Source organism: Pseudomonas sp. H1h (assembly GCF_000633255.1).
Lineage (GTDB): Bacteria > Pseudomonadota > Gammaproteobacteria > Pseudomonadales > Pseudomonadaceae > Aquipseudomonas.
The window spans coordinates 39150-57581 of sequence record NZ_AYMJ01000031.1; the positions used below are offsets into that span (position 1 = coordinate 39150).

11 protein-coding genes are annotated in these 18432 nt (G+C 60.8%); 4 read left to right on the forward strand and 7 right to left on the reverse strand.

Going from position 1 to position 18432, the window contains the following annotated elements:
* Positions 1-32: 32 nt before the first annotated feature.
* Positions 33-4100 (forward strand): neuraminidase-like domain-containing protein, encoded by a 4068-nt coding sequence (locus tag U862_RS0124115; protein ID WP_025112754.1) that lies wholly within the window; start codon positions 33-35, stop codon positions 4098-4100.
* Positions 4093-8400: a hypothetical protein gene (locus U862_RS0124120; protein ID WP_025112755.1), complete on the forward strand. Its 4308-nt coding sequence runs from the start codon at positions 4093-4095 to the stop codon at positions 8398-8400. The genes U862_RS0124115 and U862_RS0124120 overlap by 8 nt, the downstream gene beginning before the upstream one ends.
* Before the next feature lie 17 nt (positions 8401-8417).
* On the opposite strand, the gene U862_RS0124125 is transcribed toward U862_RS0124120, so the two are convergent.
* The 6 genes from U862_RS0124125 to U862_RS0124150 are packed head-to-tail and all read right to left on the reverse strand — an operon-like array spanning position 8418 to position 15137.
* Positions 8418-9749, reverse strand: a complete 1332-nt coding sequence (locus U862_RS0124125; RefSeq protein WP_025112756.1) for a DUF58 domain-containing protein — start codon at positions 9747-9749, stop codon at positions 8418-8420.
* Positions 9746-10747, reverse strand: coding sequence for a MoxR family ATPase (locus U862_RS0124130; RefSeq protein ID WP_025112757.1), 1002 nt, complete (start codon positions 10745-10747; stop codon positions 9746-9748). The genes U862_RS0124125 and U862_RS0124130 overlap by 4 nt, the downstream gene beginning before the upstream one ends.
* Entirely contained in the window at positions 10744-11907 is a 1164-nt protein-coding gene (locus U862_RS0124135; RefSeq protein ID WP_025112758.1) for a DUF4350 domain-containing protein, read from the reverse strand. The genes U862_RS0124130 and U862_RS0124135 overlap by 4 nt, the downstream gene beginning before the upstream one ends.
* The gene (locus U862_RS0124140; protein ID WP_025112759.1) at positions 11904-13451 is read right to left on the reverse strand and encodes a DUF4129 domain-containing protein; all 1548 of its coding nucleotides are present in this window, start codon (positions 13449-13451) and stop codon (positions 11904-11906) included. The genes U862_RS0124135 and U862_RS0124140 overlap by 4 nt, the downstream gene beginning before the upstream one ends.
* The gene (locus U862_RS0124145) at positions 13438-14415 is read right to left on the reverse strand and encodes a stage II sporulation protein M (protein ID WP_025112760.1); all 978 of its coding nucleotides are present in this window, start codon (positions 14413-14415) and stop codon (positions 13438-13440) included. Before U862_RS0124145 ends, U862_RS0124140 begins: the two co-directional genes overlap by 14 nt.
* A complete protein-coding gene (locus U862_RS0124150) occupies positions 14412-15137 on the reverse strand; it encodes an RDD family protein (RefSeq protein ID WP_025112761.1) in 726 nt (241 codons plus the stop codon). The genes U862_RS0124145 and U862_RS0124150 overlap by 4 nt, the downstream gene beginning before the upstream one ends.
* A 181-nt stretch (positions 15138-15318) precedes the next feature.
* Between U862_RS0124150 and sbcB the strand changes: the two genes are divergently transcribed.
* Entirely contained in the window at positions 15319-16749 is a 1431-nt protein-coding gene (sbcB, locus tag U862_RS0124155) for an exodeoxyribonuclease I (RefSeq protein ID WP_025112762.1), read from the forward strand.
* Positions 16750-16852: 103 nt separating this feature from the next.
* On the opposite strand, the gene mvaT is transcribed toward sbcB, so the two are convergent.
* Positions 16853-17230 (reverse strand): histone-like nucleoid-structuring protein MvaT, encoded by a 378-nt coding sequence (mvaT, locus tag U862_RS0124160; protein ID WP_003227581.1) that lies wholly within the window; start codon positions 17228-17230, stop codon positions 16853-16855.
* 339 nt (positions 17231-17569) lie between these two features.
* Between mvaT and purU the strand changes: the two genes are divergently transcribed.
* Entirely contained in the window at positions 17570-18418 is an 849-nt protein-coding gene (gene purU / locus U862_RS0124165) for a formyltetrahydrofolate deformylase (protein ID WP_025112763.1), read from the forward strand.
* Positions 18419-18432 lie beyond the last annotated feature (14 nt).

Here is an 18432-nt window from a genome sequence, read left to right on the forward strand (position 1 = left end):
GGTGTGTGCGTTTCAGAATGCTGGAGAAGACCATGACTCAACGCAATCTGGCTCAACTGTTGGAAAAACGCCGTACAGCATTGGTCGAGTACTGCATCGGCCAGGTTTCCAGCGAGAAATATCCTTTCGTGAAAACGGCACAGGATCTATTCGAATTGCTGCGCATGGACCCGCTGGACAACTACCCGGTGCAAAGTTCGTGGGTGGCCGAAGCGACCAGCTGCGCGCAGCAATTCATTCATGCGGCCTATCGCAAGCTTGAGCCTGGCTACGAGAGGGTCGAGTTTGACCAGGCGGATCTGAAACTCTGGGAGCTCTACAGCAATTATCCTGACTGGGCGGCGCTCTCGTTGATCGCGGTCTACCCGGAAAACTTCATCAATCCCTTTGTGCGACAACGCAAGACCCGGCTGTTCAAAGCGCTTGAGAATGACTTGAATCAGACGCGCTTGAATGGCGATTCGGTGCAACGAGCCTTGCAAGGGTACCTCAAGGTGTTTGAGCAGACCTGCAACCTGGATGTCATCAGCGCCTTTCTGGACGGCGATTCGGCAACGCGCGCGACTTACTATTTTGTCGGTCGTCAGCGAGTACAGCCGTTTCAGTATTTCTGGCGCAAGACCGAGATTGAACTCACATCTGCCGGTAATCCGGTCAACCCGGCGGCGTGGGGCGAGTGGCAGCCGGTGGATATTCCAGCAGGGAACAAGGTTCTGGACCTGCGGCCGCTGTTCTGGGCCGGACGTTTATGCCTGGTATGGGCCGAATGGCGTGACCAGGTGGGCAGCACGAAAGACGAGACTCACTCGCCGCACCGGCTGGACATCAATCTGGCGTTCATGAGTCAGAACTCGGAATGGTCGGCACCGCTGAGCCTGTATAGCGCCGACCAGGGCAGCGACACCAGCGACGGTGCCCGGTTGGTCGCGACGACCTTGGCTGATGCCATTCACCCCAAGGGCCGTTTGGGCGTATTGCTCACCAACGACAAGACTGACGCCGAAGGCCTGAATGTTCTTGCATCCCGTGATGTGCTCTTTCGTCCGATGGCCGAAGACGACGGCAGCTGGCTTGAGCATCTGGCTGAGAATCGCTTCACCGATGCTTTGGTCGTACAACATCCGCTGACGCCGAAGAATCAGCCAACGGTTGCGATCAAGGGTGAAACCTCGGGAGCGCTGACGCCCTACTACGCCTTGCAGGCGGTGTTCTCGGAAGTGGAGGGAGAGGACTTTTTGTGGGTCAGGGGGCTGTGCCGGGCGAGGCGCGAGGTCATCACCGAGATCGAGGAGTTTGTGCTGGAAATCAATAATGGCACGGAATACGACCCGCCCCCTCTCAAAGCATCAAAACCCCTTGCCGGAGGGTGGGCCACCGGTTGGATGGAGTTCAGACGCACGAAAGGAGGCTTTACCCTCCCGCTCGAAATTTCCTTGAGCAACGCCACTGAAGGCAGCAAGACCTTTACCGTATCGCTGACCGATATCACCCGTTTCGTGCCGCCCGCGCTGGAAAAAAACGCGCTGGATGCCGCGCAGTTCATCGGGTTTCGGCAGACCGGAATGTTACCCCGTGCGCGCCTGAACTCACTGTTCGGCCCGGAGCTGGTGCAGCGTAGCAATATCTCCGTGGATGCCGTACTGGACTGGGACACCCAGTTCCTGGCGGAGCCGCCGCCAGCCTCAGGCCCGATCACAGAGCCGAACGGGGCATTCGACGGCGCCAACGGCTTGTATTTCTGGGAACTGTTTTTTCATCTGCCGCATCTGGTGGCGACCCGCCTGCGGGCCGAGGATCGCTATCTGGAAGCGCAGAACTGGTGGCATTACCTGTTCGATCCGCAGGCTATTGAAACCTTCGTCGAGCCGAAGAAACCTCGCTATTGGCGTTGCCGCCCGCTGGCGGGTGTGGGGAATATGGGGCACGAAACAAAGATGCCGACCGATCCGGATGCAATCGCCTACGCCGCGCCACGGCACTACCAGATTCTGGTGTTCACCGAATACGTGAAGAATCTGGTCGCCTGGGGTGACTGGTATTACCGCCAACTCACCCGCGATGCATTGGTGGCGGCAAAACTGTGTTACGTACAAGCCGAGTTTCTGATGGGCAAGCCGCCTGCTGCTCGGGCGGTGGTCCACTGGCAAACGCAGACGGTAGAAGACTTGTTGAAACAGAGCGCAACACGGCCGGCGCTCGAGCAGTTTGAGCAGGAACTGGTGTTTTCCCTGGCCGACATTCCTCCGGCCGCACCAGCTTCACCGTTGATGGGCCTGCTGGCGAATGAGCCGTTCAAATTGCCCATCAATCAACAGTTGCTCGACCTGTTCGACTGGCCGGGGCAACGCCTGAACAACTTGCGCAATAACCTGACGCTGGACGGTAAACCGCTGAACGTTCCATTGTTCAGCCCGCCGACCGATCCCGATCAATTGTTGCGCGACCTGGCCGCTGGCGGCGTCGGTACGCCGAGGCCAATGGGCGGGCGTCTGGTGGTGGGTGCGTTTCGTTGGCGTGTCACCTACGAGGCGGCGTTGCGGGCGGTGCAGACTCTGCAGGAGTACGGCAGCCAGGTATTGCGCCTGATTGAACAGCGTGACCGGGCCGAGCAGGAAGAGTTGCAACAGGAGCATCTCAAGGAGCTGGGTGTTTACGCACGTACCGTTCAAGAACAGTCGATTGCCCAACTGCAAGCGAATGTCACTGCGTTGAGCCAGAGCCGCGCCGTGGCTCAGCAACGGGCCGACCGGTTCAAGGCCTGGTACGACGAAAACGTGAGCGATGCCGAATATCAGGTCATGGAAAAGCTGCAGACAGCCAAATGGATGAATGTGGGAACGCACGCGATCAAGACGGGGGGGGCGGTGGTGGCCTCGCTACCGAACATTTTCGGTTTGGCCAACGGTGGGCATCGTGTGGAAAAAATAGCCGATGCCGTGGTCTTCGGCATGGAAATCGGTGCGATGGTTTTGCAGATCGACGCGGATAAACAAGCGCTCACCGAAAGCTACCGTTTGCGTCGCCGAGAGTGGGAGTTGCAACGTGATCAGGCCTTGGCCGAAGTCGGCGCGATCGAGGAGCAGATCACCGCGCAAACGTTCGCGCTCCAGGCTGCCAGAACCAGTCTTGAGCAAACCCTGCGCGCCAACAGTCAGGCGTTGGCGCTCTATAACTACCTGAAAAAACGTGCCTCCGGCGCCGAGTTGTTCGGCTGGCTGCTGGGGCAACTCAAAGCCTTGCACTATCAGGCTTACGACGCAGTGGTCAGCCTGTGCCTCAGTGCCCGTGCTTCGTTGAGCGCAGAAACCGGTGATTACGAAAGCGCTGATTCGTTACCGCAGGTATGGCTGGACAACCGTCACGGGCTGACGGCGGGTGAACATCTGCGCGAATACCTGCTGCGCATGGATCGCCTGTACCTGCAAAGCCATGAACGTCGCCTGGAACGGATCAAGACCATTTCACTGCGACGCCTGTTCGATGACACGGTTGATCCGCAGACGGGGTTCTCCGACTGGAGCCGGGCACTGGCAGACCTGATCGACAAGGGCACGCTGGAGTTCCAGCTGACGCAGTTGTCGTTCGATCGCGATCATCCGGGGGAATACTGTCGGCTGATCAATCTGGTGGAAGTCGATCTGCCGGCGCTGGTTGGCCCTTATCAGGATGTACAGGCGACGCTGCATCAGATCGGCAGCATGACCGCCACCCGGGCAACGGCGCGTTCGGTTGAGTACTTGCACCAGCCGACAGGCGCAGTGGCGCCACCTGATGTTCAGTTCAATCTGCGCAGTGGTCAGCAGATCGGCTTGTCGGTGGGGATTTCCGATACCGGCATGAGCGCCGGCAAGCCGGATGAAGGCTTGCTCAACCCGTTCGAGAACACCGGGGCGGTATCGCGTTGGCAGTTGCACTTTCCCTGGCCCAAGAGTGAGCGGCAAACCTCGATGCTCGAATCGCTTACCGACGTCATTGTGCGCATCCGTTACACGGCCAAGGCCGGTGAGCCGACCTTCACCCTTGCCGTCAAAGACCTGGTGACGCGGTCAATGACTACCCATCAGTCACGCGATGTCAAAGGAGCCGGTAATCATGTTTGATCCAGTCGTTCAGGCCAATGACAGTCTGGTACTCAATGGCGATTTCAGCCAAGGCATGAGCGACTGGACGCGGGGGGCCAACCCGCGCGAGGTCGCAGTCGTCGGCGAGGAGTATGACGGTATACAGGTCAGGCTGCTTTCTGCGGGGAACCTTGGCTCTGCCTGGCAGCAGGTCACTGTACCTGTAGAGCCGGGTGCCAGCGCCAGGTATGTGCTGAGCTTTCTCCATGAAACGCGGCATACCGACGCGGGCCGCATGCTCATCACGGCTGAAGATGGAACCGTGTTGAGCGAAATCCTGTTGCCGCCGGGCAGCCCTCGCGACCTTGCAGAGGACCAGGCACGGATCGCCAGCGGACAGCCGCTGGTATTCAAGCCGATTCAGTACGACGCTCCGTTCGATCTGCCGCTGCAGCGCCTGGACAAGATCCGCGTCACGGTGGTCGCTCCGGCCAATGCTGATCCCGAGGACTATCACCTGAAGGTCCTGATCACGCGCATTCATCTGGCGCTGCACCTTGAGCCAGTGGTGCTGCAGACGCTGAAGCTGGACGAGGAGCAATTGCCGGCCGGCGGCCCGCTCTACCTGTGCCTTGGCGCGGACGGTGGATTTCAGCATCGGCTTGAATGTGTTCCCGAACCCGACAGTCCCTGGCTCTACACCAAGGCTGCGCTGATCAGCGACGACAACCCGCAAGGCGCCGTTACCGTGACGCCTGACTGGGGCGTCGATCAACCGCTGGATTCACCGTGGCTCCTGCAGTGCCCGTTGATCGGTGATCAGGATCCGTATCTGTTCACGGTCAAACTGCTGAACCAGTACACCGCTGCGCCTTATCCGGTGCAGGTCTCGCTGGGCCATCACCGGCTGGTGTTTCGCGAGGAGCAGCAGGCTGCGTATTACCCGGTGCTGGAGTTGGCGCAATCAGTGCGGCTGGGCGTACGAGTGGCCTCTTGGTACACCGGTCAGTTTCTGGCCGGGCGCACGGTGACCTGGGCGATCGACGGACAGGGGGTTTTGAGCACGACACCCACCGATCCTGAGGGGTGGGCGTATTTCGATTATCTGCCCACGGCGGCAGGCGACTTCAGCGTCGTCGCCTCGGTAACGAGTCCCTACTATGCCAGCGGGGTCGAGACTACAACGCTGGATGTTCGGGTGCTCGCGACCGATCCCTGGAAGGACGTTCTGGCGGTGGTCGAGGGTAACGCCTTGCCTTGGGCGCAAAAGACCGGATACCCCAATCGAGGTTCGACCTATCAGGTGAGTGTTCGAGTACCCGAGGTGTTGCGCGGCACTGAGTTGGCCATGCGCTGGGAAGGCGATTCTGCGGCACAGTTGGGCGTGCAGGTACGCCCGGAGCTGGAAGCGCCGATACCCGTCGGCCTGGTGGATCTGACCTGGGAGTTGATTTGCCGGGACGAGCTCGATGGTCGCTTCCGGTTGCAATTGTCATCTTCGAAGCTCCTGCTGCCTTCAGACAGGAAGCCGATGTCATTGGCACGCAATCTGGTGCGCATCGGCGATGTTCAGGAGGCCAACAAGTTTCCGGTGGTGGATGAACGCGAAAGCGTCCTGCTGCGGGTGCAAGTGGTGCACGTGGTCACCAGTGGTGACGGCGATCCGGTCAACAATGCATTGGTCGACTGGCTGACGCCCGAAGGCACGATCTCGACCCAATCGGGCAACGGTGGTTGGGCCAGCGTGCTTTACCAGCCTTCTCGTGGCGGCGACCTGGTGGTGACTGCCCGCGTCAGGGCGCACGCTGATGCGGTGGCAATGGAGCGCCCGTTTGCGGTCAAGGCACTGCCGAGCAGTCCCTGGAAGAATCAGATCAGGATCTTGTTCGACAACACTGAAGTGGATCTGGTCGAGCTGGGGCTGTTGTGCTGGCGGGGGGATTCGCACACCCTGCGCATTGAAGCGACGCCAGGCAGTTCGTTGCTCGATCAACTGGTAATGCTGCAATGGCGTGGTGAACCGCCAGAAAACGGGCTGACCGTCGCAGGTATCGGCGTGCCCTTGAAGCTGGAATCGAAGGGGCTGGAATGGACGTTCAGTTCACAGGTTGCATCGAGTGCCAGCAGCCTGTTCAGCCTGGCGTTGAGCAGCCCGGTGCTGGCGTCACCCCGAGAGTTGTTCGGTCGGCTGGTCGCTACGCAGCTGTTTGACGAGTTGACGGTGATGCTGGATCAGGTGACCGCGACACAAGCCAGCCAGAGATTGTTTCCATGCATCGGTGCCAGACACAACGTGCGCTATTTGCCCAATGCGTTGAGTCCGTTGGTGGGGTTGCAGGGAACGTTGATGTGGCTGGGAACACCAGCCGACGACCTGGATGCAGGCGTTGAGCCGCCGCTCGATATTTCCCAGGCACTCAGCGACGGTGGCGTTGGATGGGGGCTGGACTTCACTGCGAGCAAGGTCTCCGGCGATTTTATGCTCGAGCTTTTTTTGCCGGCATTGAATCTGTCCTTGAGCGCCAATCCTGTGCAGCTCGCCCACAATAAATTGCGAATGGACGACTGGCGCGAGCCTGCGGTTGATGCCGTCATCGGCAAGGATAAGGCCTGGAGCTGGGTCAGGGTGGTTTCGGCATTTACCGGCCAGGCGGTGGCGCAGGTGGCGGTGCAGTGGAAGACGGCGGCCGGCCTCGAAACAGTTGCCAGCGATGACCTTGGCTGGTCGGGCTTTGGCTTGACGCCGGGCACCGCCGGTCAGCAAGAGGTGGTAGCCAATGTGCGCAGCCCGTTCGACGGCTACGAAGAGCAGCGCGCCTTGCCTTTTATCGCTCTCGCCCGTGACCCTTGGGAGGGGGTGCGGGTTCGTTTCGATGGGCACGACGAACAGCCGTGGGGCAGCCAAACTTTCTTCCCGCGGCGCCGAGGCACACATGTCCTCGAAGTGCTGTTCGAGGATGACAGTCCATTGTTCGAGCAAAATCTGGCCTTGGGATTGACCGGTAGCGGCCCTGCGGAGCTGGGTCTGCGCTTCGAACCCGCGCTCGGCGCTGTGCGCCGGCCCTCGGCCTTCGGCCTGCGGTATTCCTTGCGCTGTGATGATGTGAAGGACGGCGGTTTCGCGCTACGCCTGGGCGCTGAGCGATTGGCGCGCCTGTCACCGGCTAACGCGATGTCGTTGGGCGTGGGCGCGCAAGTGTTGAAAGTCCTCGCCAGTGGCAGCGTTCAGCAGGTGCTGGAGTGGGAGCAGGAGCTCGTCGAGCAGGTGACCGTGGTGTCATCCATCACTGGTAAAGGCATCGCCGGGGTGGTGGTGACATGGCGCAACGTGGATCTGGGCACGGTGACCAGCCTGACCGACTTTTATGGGGTGGCCCGTGTGCGGTTCAAACCGCAGACACCAGGCGCGGCGGTGGTGACGGCGACGTTGGAGGATGCGGCGTATCTGGAGTCGATTGAGTTGCCGTTTACACTTGAGGAACCGCGGGAAATCAGTGAACTGTACGAGCCTGAAGGATCTCGATTGCCTCCAGACGAGGAGCGGGCGCAAGCCCATGCCAAGGTGGTTTCTGCACGTACCGGATTACCATTGGTGGGGGTGCAGGTGTGGTGGGATTTTGCGGGCAGTGCCTTGACGCCATCGGTCACGGATGAGGAGGGGATTGCTCGGTTGACCTTTGCCTTTTCCGCTGATGGGGATGGCATCTTGTCAGCCACGGTTCGGGGGGGGATGGCTGGTTGGGATGTGGCGCAGTTGGTGTATGGCGGGCTGGTGCCGGTGATTGAGTCGTTGACCAGCTTGCATACCGACATCCAATTGGGGCAGTCAGTCAACGCTGTCGTTCGGGTTGTTTCTCGAGCTGATGGGAAACCGTTGGAAGGGATTAGAGTCGTGTGGCAGATCCCCGGCCAGGAGTTACCTGTCACGACCACGAACGCGGATGGCAAATCGACATTGGTCCTTGGCCCGAATGAACTGGGACCGAACAGACTTGTAGCGACCGTCCGTCTCGGAAGCTCCAAAGCCTGGGTGTTTTACGTATTCGATCCAGCGGATGTCCCCATGTTCGAACGCATCACGAATCTTTCACCGCGGAACGTTGTCGGTAGCGAGGCTCATGTCGAAGTCAGAATTATTGACCAGCAGACACGACTGCCTTTAGCCAATAGAAGGGTTACGTGGTTCTATTTGAATTTGTCGCTTGCCTCGATGAGATCGGACGCTAACGGGATCGCATACGTCAAGTTCATCTTCCCGCGAGCAGGTCACGATAAAATTACTGCTCAATCAATTGTGGCTTACAAAGAATTGTTCATTAGCGTAACCGAATCCCCATGAGGGCACGGCAAATGAGTTCAGAGCGTACCGGCCTTCTTCCAGCAGAGGTATTGGGTGACTAACGCTGCGCTTAACTCGCCCGGCTGGGCATCCAGCACTCGGGCGCCATGAGCACCCAAACGCTCATGAAGTTCGGCCCGGGCGTTTAGATAGTCGACCATGCCGCAATAGGCCAGTGCTTCAGGCAGGGTTTGCACCGGGGTCTGACGCAACTGGTCGAGCGTTGCTTCGCGCAGGCTGACCACCAGCACTTGATGCTGACGGTTCAGGTGTTGGACTGCGTTGGTCAGTTCGCCTTGCTCTTCATCGCGCAGATTGGTCACCAGGATGACCAGTGCTCGGCGTTTCTGACGGGTCAGTAGCTGCTGCACAGCTGTCTGGTAGTCCGCCGGACGTCGGCTACTCGCCAGATCGTAGACGGCGTTAAGCAAAACGTTGAGTTGCCCGGCGCCTTTTGACGGCGCTAGATATCGCGGTTGATCGCCGGCAAAGGTGCTCAATCCCACCGCATCGCCCTGACGCAGCGCGACGTAACTCAGCAGCAGACAGGCGTTGAGCGCATGGTCGAAATGCGACAGCTCGCCATCCTGGCTGCGCATTTGCCGGCCGCAATCGAGGAGGAAAATGATCTGCTGATCACGCTCGTCCTGGTACTCGCGGGCAATCGGCGTGCGCTGCCGGGCAGTTGCCTTCCAGTCGATCTGGCGCAAGCTGTCGCCTTCGCGAAATTCGCGCAGTTGATGAAATTCCAGGCCTTGCCCGCGACGCTGGCGCTGGCGCACACCGAGCTGGCTGAGCCAGTTGTCCACCGCCAGCAACTGCCCGCCGTAGAGCTTGGCGAAGTCCGGGTAGACGCGAATCTCGTCGCTCACCTCGAGCAGGCGTTTGCCTGACCACAGACCCAGCGGGCTGGGCAGGTTGATTTCGCAATGCCCGAAGGTGAAGTGACCGCGATTGAGCGGGCGCAGGCGATAACCGACCTCGCTGAACTGGCCGGGTTGCAGCTCGACCGTCAGCGGCAGGTTTTCGAAATTCAGCCCCGGTGGCACATGATCGAATATCTCCAGTGTTACCGGCTCATTGAAGTCGTGACTGACCTGCAGCCGAACTTCGCTCCAACGGCCGAGTGCGAGGCTGCCGGGCATCTGCCGTCGTACGAGGGGCGAGGGCAGGCGCTGCAGGCGGATGGCGTCGAGCAGCGCCAGCACCAGCAGGGCCAGCAGCAACCCCCAACTGATCGCCGACAGGCTGGCAGGGGTCGGGATGTCGAGTGCCTGCACGGTGCCCAGCAGCGTACCGATGGCCAGCAGCACTGCCAGCCAGATCAACAGCAGGCGTGACGGTTTCACCGGCGCGGCGCCGGTACTTGGTCGAGCAGTTGCTGCAGCACTTGATCGACCTGCAGACCTTCGATGTCCAGTTCGGGCGCCACCCGTACCCGATGGCGCAGCACCGAGAGCGCGCAGCCCTTGATGTCATCGGGGATCACGAACTCGCCGCCGCGCAGCAATGCACGGGCGCGGGCACAACGCACCAGCGCGATGGACGCTCGCGGCCCGGCGCCGAGGGTCAGGCCGGGCCAGGAGCGGGTGCTGCGCGCCAGCCTCACGGCGTAATCGAGCACCTGATCGTCCAGTGGCAGATCACTGGCAATGCGTTGCAGAGCCTGCACATCCTTGGCTTGCAGAACCGTGCGCAGCGGCTGCACGTCGAGCATGTCGGCGCGGGTCGAGCGGCTGACCTGACGCACCATGCTCAATTCCTGCTCGGCGTCCGGATAGTCCATGCGCACCTTGAGCATGAAGCGATCGAGCTCAGCTTCCGGTAAAGGATAGGTGCCTTCCTGCTCGATCGGGTTTTGCGTGGCGAGCACCATGAACGGCTGGGCGATGGGCAGCGCCCGCCCTTCGAGGGTGACCTGACGCTCCTGCATGGCTTCGAGCAATGCCGCCTGAGTTTTCGCCGGTGCACGGTTGATCTCGTCGGCCAGTAGCAGGTTGGTGAACAGCGGCCCCTTGCGCAGTTTGAACTGCTCGGTGTGCAGGTCGTACACCGCGTGGCCGGTGACGTCGCTGGGCATCAGGTCCGGGGTGAACTGGATGCGCGCAAACTCACCGCCGAAGCACCGCGCCAGCGCCCGTACCAGCAAGGTTTTGCCCAGCCCGGGGACGCCTTCGAGCAGCACATGGCCGCCGGCAATCAGCGCCGTCAGAACGTCGTCGATCACCGCGTTCTGGCCGATCAGAGCCTTCTGCAATTCACCGCGCACCGCTTGCGCCAGCTGGCTGGCGCGCTGGCGTTGCTGTGCGGAGTGGCTGGCGCTGCCGGGCTCGATGTGTTCAGTCATAGCGTGTTCCTCAAGGTTTGCAGGTGGGCCACCTGGCGGCTGAAATCAGCGCTGCTCATGCGCTGTTTCGACACCGGGCTCAGGGCCTGGCTGATGGCGCGGGTCGGCTGGCGGGTCAGGCGCGACAGCACCAGCCATTGCTCGGCCACGTTCAACTGGTCGAAGCCGGGATGGCGGCGTCGGGCGCGGCGCAGCACGTCCTGTTGCAGGGCTTGCAACAGCATGTGCTGGCCGTTGTGGCGCAGGATGAAATCGGCGCTGGCACGCAGGTGTTCCTGCAACTGCCGACGGCCACGCGGGGCGGGCGCGAGCAGTGGCCCGTGGCGCACAGCGACGTGCCACAAACCCAGGGCGATCAGTCCCAGCAGGGCAACGATGGCTTGCGGGAAATAGCGCCAGAGCAGGGTCAGCAGGCCGTCGTGGGCGGTGTTGAAAATCAGCGTGACGTCGGTGTCGGCGCTCAGGTACCAGAGCAGCCAGGCATTGTCGTGTTGGCTGATGGCCGAGGTCTTCCACAGCTCGGCATCGGTGACCACGGTGATCGAGCCGAGGCCGTAGGCCAGTTGCATCATGTGCGTGGCCTTGGCGCTGTTGGCCCAGGCTTGCGCGAGATTCTTCGGGTCTTCCAGATGAAACGCGGTGTCGAAACCGGCGTAGGCCGGGGCGTCCTCGTCTTCCAGGTAGAGTTTGGTCAGGTTCGGGTACGGATCATCGGCCAGCTCCGCCGGTGGCTCCTTGAGGTTTTTGCTCAGTGACTGGTGCAGTTGCACCCGGTCCAGCAACAGGTCATCGCTTTGTCTGGCCTGCTCATCCCACAGCGCTTCGGCGACGAACACCAGGCGTCCGCCGGCGCGGGCCCAGTTCAGCACCTGATCGACCTGGCGCGGGGTCATCCGTGAGCGCTCACCAAACAACAGCAAGGTGTGCCGGCGCGGATCGATGTCGGGCAGCACTGCCAGCGTTTCGGCATGGCCGACGTTAAGGCCGCGCTCGCGCAGGAACAATTCTGCCGCCAGATACGGGTTGGCCTGGGCCTGGGGCGAAGGGCCGTGATCGATCACTTCCTGATAAGGCCTGGCCTTGAGGTACAGATAGACACTCAACGCCGCGAGCAGGGCGACGATCAGCCCGCCGATCAGCCATGCGTTGCGCCGGTTCAACTGCGCACTCCATGGCCGAACAGGGCGCGCCAGCCATCACACAGCTCCTGTTGCAGATGCACCGCCGGCACGCGATGCCCGTAGGCCATGTTCTGCCAGTGCAGCGTCAGGGTACGGCTGAACGTCAGCAGTTCAGGACGCTGCAATTGTTCGACCCGCTGCAGCACTTGATGCTCGGTATCGGCGGGTTTCAACGTCAGGTCAAAGTCGTGCAGCAGGCGGCTGAGCAAGCCGCGATAGAGCAGCCCCAACGCGGCGCGTGGCTGGTCTTGCCAAAGTCGTTCGGCGCTGGCGGCGATGTCATCGGGCAGGGATTGCGGGTTCAGGTCGAGGCCGAATGGCTGCTGCGGCGCGGGTGGCTTGCTGCGCGCGGGCAGCTTCGTCCGGCGACTGACGAAGGTGCGCAGAAACTCGCGATAGCGCCAGATCAGCCAGCCGACAGCAGCGATCAACGCCGCCCACAGCAACACCTCAATCAAGGTGGCCAATGCATTGAAGCGTTGACCGTCGAGCCAGCCGAGCAGCGTTTTCAACCAGGGTGGCGCCTCACCGGGCGTGACCTCGGCCGGGGTGGCCGGGTCGTCGCCGAAGCGATAACGGGTCACGGTTTCCTTGTTCTTGAACGGTGGTTGTTCAAGCAACGCCTTGATGCTGTCGTGTGAAGCCTGACTGGTCAGCGGTTGGTGCAGCAGGCGTGGCGCCTGCGGGGCGCTGGCGGGATCGGTTGCGGCCCATACGGGTGGCACCGCCGGCAGCAAAAGGCAGACGGCCAGCAGCCAACCCAGAACGCTGCTGTTCAGGCGCTGGCGCAAACGGCGGAACACCAGCTCGATGTCCCAGGCTTCGAGTGTGGTGCGCCGATTCAGATACAGGCTGAAACCGCAGGCGACATACACCGGTTCCCAGATCACCAGCACCAGCGCGTAAAAGGCATTGGTCAGGTGTTCCAGCCAGCGCCAATGGGAATCGGCATCGAGGATCAAGGACTGCCAGTCCCAGTCGGTTTCTATCTGCTGTGGCAGCAGCATGTAGAACAGCACCATCAGGCCGATCCACAGTGCGGTTTCCAGATGCACGCCGATGATCGTCAGCCATTGCGCGGCGCCGGCATTGCGTTGCAGCAGCACCTGCAGGCGTTGCTGGCGGGCCGTGCCGTCCAGGCCTTCGAGCTGCAGCACCGGCAGCAGAAAACTGCGGCTCAGGCTCAGACGACGCCAGGTCAGGCTGGCCAGCAGTTGCGGCTTGAGCAGCCGAGGAAATTCGCGCAAGGCCTGTTTCAGTGTGGGTGTTTCACCGAACAGGGCCTTGGACAGGATGTACAGCGGCAGGCGTTCGCAGGCCGGTTTAAGCCACCAGAAAATGAACACGGCGAGTGACGGCGAATCCCACAGCAACAACGTCAGCAGGGCGAACAGCGGCAGGGTGACGATGGCCCAACTGGTCATCAGCAGGCGCCGGTGCTGCTGACTCATGAGCACACCCAGGTCCATGGCTTCCCACGTGCTGCGCGGGCGGATTGCTACGCTGGCATCACTCAGGCGCATGGCGGGTCCTTCCGGCAAACAGCAGGTAGACCGCCACCGCAATCCATAAAGATGCACCGACCGCGTACTTGGTCCGCGGGGCGATCCCGGTCTTCGATGACCAGTACGCTTCAATGAACGCCGCGATCAGCAGGAACAGCATGACCCCGCAAACCAGCAGGACACTTTTGCGTGCGGCGTGTTGCAGTGCTTCGCCGCGCGTCAGGCGTCCGGGAGCGATCAGTGCCCAGCCCAGTTTCAACCCTGCAGCTCCCGCCAGGGCAATGGCCGTCAGTTCGAAAGCGCCGTGGCCGATCACGAACGACCAGAACGTCTGACCAAAACCGATCTCGGTCAGATGCCCGGCCACCGCGCCGATGATCAGCCCGTTGTAGAGCAGGAAAAACGCACTGCCCAGGCCCAGCAGCAAGCCACTGGCGAAAGTCTGGAAGGCGATCCCGATGTTGTGCATCACGTAGTACCCGAACATCACCCAGTCTTCACTGGCAGCGCGTTCGGCCGAGCGTCCGAGGTGGCCGGCCACCGGGTCGTACATGCTCTGCATCTCGCGCACCTGTTCGGCGGGGATCAGGTTGTATACCAGCTCGGGATAGCCATACACCAGCAGCGCAAAACCGGTCAGGCTGCCGAAAAACAACAGGCCGGCGGCCAGCACGAACGGCCATTCGGCGCGCACCAGCCGGGGGAAATCAGCGAGGATGAACCCCAACAGGTTGGCGCCGAATCGACTGCGGTGCCGATACAGCTGCTGGTGACCGCGCAGCACCTGTTGCTGCAGCGAGTCGATCAGAAAGCTGCTGTAGCCGCGTTCCTGGGCCAACGCCAGGTGCTGGCACAGACGTCGATAAGCCTTGGGAAAGCCCGCCACCTGCGAGGTGTCCTTGCCGTGTTCGAGGCGTTCGAGGGCCAGCGTGAAGCGCTCCCATTCGGCCTTGTAGCGGGCTTCAAAAAGACTCTGCTTCATGTCGGCCCCAACAAGCCGCGGGCGATGCCGTTGAGTTCGCTGACCGCTTTGGGTGCCGAGAGGTGCAGCGGCTGGGCCAGCAGGGCGGCGAGTTCATTGACCCGCGCCGGCGACAGTTCGGCCTGGCGTTCGGCGAAGGCAAGCAGCGCGCGTTGCTCGCTGAGATTGAGCGGTACGGGCGAGCTGCGCGGTTGGGCGTCAGGTAGTTGCGGACGGAGCAGGGGACGCTCGCTGTAGACCACCAGGGTGCCGGCGGCGATGTCGCCCAGGCGCTTGAAGGTCGGGTGGTGCAGGCAACTGATGGCACCGAGGAAATAGCCGAACGGCAGCAGGTCGACAAATCGCAACAGGTTGCGCAGCAGTGAGGCCGACCAGCCGATCGGTGTGCCGTTATCGTGAATCACCCGCAGGCCCATCCATTGTTTGCCCGGCGAGCGGCCCTGACGCAGCACTTCGGACAGCACCATGTACCACCAGTTGATGACAAACAGCAGCAGCGACCCGAGGCCCATGCCGAGCTGGCCGAGAAATGCCAGCGCCACGAACAGCACACCGATGAGCGCGCCGCGAATGCCCAGGTCGATGCCAAAGGCGAGGGTACGTACCATCAGACCGGCCGGGCGCAACGGCAGGTCGATGCCCTCCGGGGTTTCCACTTGATAGCGGGTATCGAGTGGCGGGTTCAGCGGTGCTTTCCGTGGCGCTGCTGTGTTCTCGAGCATGGGCTACCTGATGGGGCCTGATCGGGATGCGAAGTCTGCCCGATGCTAGCAGCCTCTTGGGGGGAAACGACATAACTATGTATTGCACATCGTGTGATGCGCGATGGTTGAATGACAGAGCGCTGGCCGCGATGGCGGTTCAACGCCTAGACTTCGCCGATCTTCAGTTCAGGAACCGCCCGTGACTTCAATCTTCTGGTACGACTACGAAACCACCGGCATCAATCCCCGCAGTGACCGCCCGCTGCAGGTCGCGGGGATTCGCACCGACCACGACCTCAATGAAATCGACGAGCCGGTCAATCTCTACTGCCAGCCCAGCGAAGACATCCTGCCGCATCCCGCAGCGTGCGCGATCACCGGCATCACCCCGAGCCGTCTCGCCGAGCAGGGCCTGAGCGAAGCCGACTTCATGACCCGGGTGCACACGCAACTGGCGGCGCCCGGCACTTGCGGCGCGGGTTACAACACCTTGCGTTTCGACGACGAGATGACCCGCTACAGTTTGTACCGCAACTTTTTCGACCCGTACGCACGCGAGTGGCAAGGCGGCAACAGTCGCTGGGATCTGATCGATGTGGTGCGCGCCGCTTATGCGCTGCGCCCGGATGGTCTGGTCTGGCCGACCGATGATGAAGGCAAGGTCACCCTCAAGCTCGAACGCCTGACGGCCGCCAACCATATCGACCATGGGCATGCCCACGAAGCACTGTCGGACGTGCGCGCCACTATCGCTCTGGCGCGGTTGATCCGTGAGAAACAGCCGAAGTTGTATGACTGGCTGTTTCAACTGCGCAGCAAGCAGAAGGTCATGGACCAGATTCGTCTGTTGCAGCCGATGGTGCACATCTCCGGGCGCTTTTCGGCGGCTCGCCACTATGTCGGTGTGGTGCTGCCATTGGCCTGGCATCCGCGCAATCGCAATGCCCTGATCGTCTGTGACCTGCACCTTGATCCGCAAGGCTTGCTGGATCTGGACGCCGAGACCCTGCGCCAGCGCCTTTACACCCGTCGTGACGAGTTGGCCGAGGGCGAACTGCCGGTGCCGCTCAAACTGATCCACATCAATCGTTGCCCGGTGGTGGCACCGTTGTCGGTGTTGCGCGCCGACGATCAGCAGCGCCTGGGCCTGAACATGGCGCTCTATCAGGCGCGCGCGCTGCGGCTAAGTGACGCACAACAAGTTTGGAAAGATAAAGTTGCGGCGATTTATGCCAGCGAAGACTTCACCCCGAGTGAAGACCCGGAACAGCAGTTGTACGATGGATTTATCGGTGATCGCGATCGGCGTCTATGCGAGCAAGTGAGGACGGCAGATCCGGCGCAATTAGCGCAAGAGCACTGGCCGTTCGATGATGAACGTTTGCCTGAATTACTCTTTCGATATCGCGCACGCAACTTTCCCGATACGTTGAATTCTGCAGAGCAAGAGCGCTGGAGAATATTCTGCCAGCAGCGTTTGTCCGACCCGCAAATGGGCGCACCTAATACCCTGAGCTCTTTTGCCGACGCCGCGCAGCAATGGGCGCTTAGTGCTACGCCGATACAGGGTCAAGTGCTCAATGAGTGGCAGAATTATGTCGAGGCATTGCGCAAACGTTTGAATCTTTGAAATCGAACATAGTGTGCCCATGAAAGGCCGCGCATAAAAAAACGCCAGCATATGCTGGCGTTTTTCATGGGCCGCCGAATCAATCGGCGACCGGTGTGGCGGCTTAGCCCAGCAGGGTAGCCCAGCCTTCAACCACGTCACCGCCCCACTTGGCTTTCCACTCTTTCAGAGTCTTGTGGTTGCCACCTTTGGTTTCGATGACTTCGCCGTTGTGCGGGTTTTTGTATTGTTTAACTTTGCGTGCGCGCTTGGTGCCAGTAGTTTTTACTGCGGCGCCACGGGTGCCCTTGGTTTTCGATTCTGGATCCAGCAGGGCGATGATGTCGCGCAGGGATTTGGAGTATTCGCCCATCAGGGTGCGCAGTTTGCCTTCGAATTCCAGCTCGGCTTGCAATTTGTCGTCTTGCGACAGGTTCTTCAAACGGGCTTGCAGCTCTTTGATTGCTTCTTCAGTGGCACGATATTCGTTGATCAAGGACATGGTAACTACCTTATGCGGATGTGTTGAATGGCAGGGGACAGTGCCGCAATAATAGTCAGGCTGTTTCATCAAGTAAACATTTAACCGGTTTTTTTATTTGAATTAGTTGCGTGAAATAACCGGTAAATTGAATGCGCATTTAAATAAATGTGATGCAGTCATCACGAATATTCACAATTATCTGTCCGGGCAGTGCCACTGAGCGTCGTGACCTTGGTGCGCGTGACGCCGAGAAGCGCTGAATCATGCCTTCCAGGAGGGATATGGTCATCAATACTGCAGTTTGCGCGCGCAGTCGCTAGAATGGCCGCCTTTGCGAAGTTCTGGAGTTTTCCCCCCATGCGCACCTTTCGGTTGGTGATTTCCTGCCCTGACCGCGTTGGCATCGTTGCCAAAGTCAGTAACTTTCTGGCATCCCACAACGGCTGGATCACCGAAGCGAGCCACCATTCGGACAATCAGAATGGCTGGTTCTTCATGCGTCACGAAATTCGTGCCGATTCGCTGCCGTTCGGTATTGAAGTGCTGCGCGAGAAGTTTGCGCCGATCGCCGAAGAGTTCTCGATGGACTGGCGCATCACCGACACCGAGCAGAAAAAACGCGTGGTGCTGATGGCCAGCCGCGAATCGCACTGCCTGGCTGACCTGCTGCACCGTTGGCACAGTGATGAGCTCGACTGCGAAATCTCCTGCGTGATTTCCAACCACAATGACCTGCGCAGCATGGTCGAGTGGCACGGCATTCCTTATTACCATGTCCCGGTCAATCCGCAGGACAAGGAACCGGCATTCGCCGAAGTGTCGCGTCTGGTCAAACAGCACGACGCCGAAGTGGTGGTGCTGGCGCGCTACATGCAGATCCTGCCGCCGTCGCTGTGCCGCGAATACGCGCACAAGGTGATCAACATTCACCACAGCTTCCTGCCGTCGTTCGTTGGCGCCAAGCCGTACCATCAGGCGTCGCTGCGCGGCGTGAAGCTGATCGGCGCGACCTGCCACTACGTCACCGAAGAGCTGGACGCCGGTCCGATCATCGAGCAGGACGTGGTGCGTGTCAGCCACAGCGACAGCATTGAAGACATGGTGCGTTTCGGCCGTGACGTCGAGAAAATGGTGCTGGCCCGTGGCCTGCGTTATCACCTCGAAGATCGCGTGCTGGTGCACGGCAACAAGACCGTGGTGTTCTGATCGAACCCACGCAT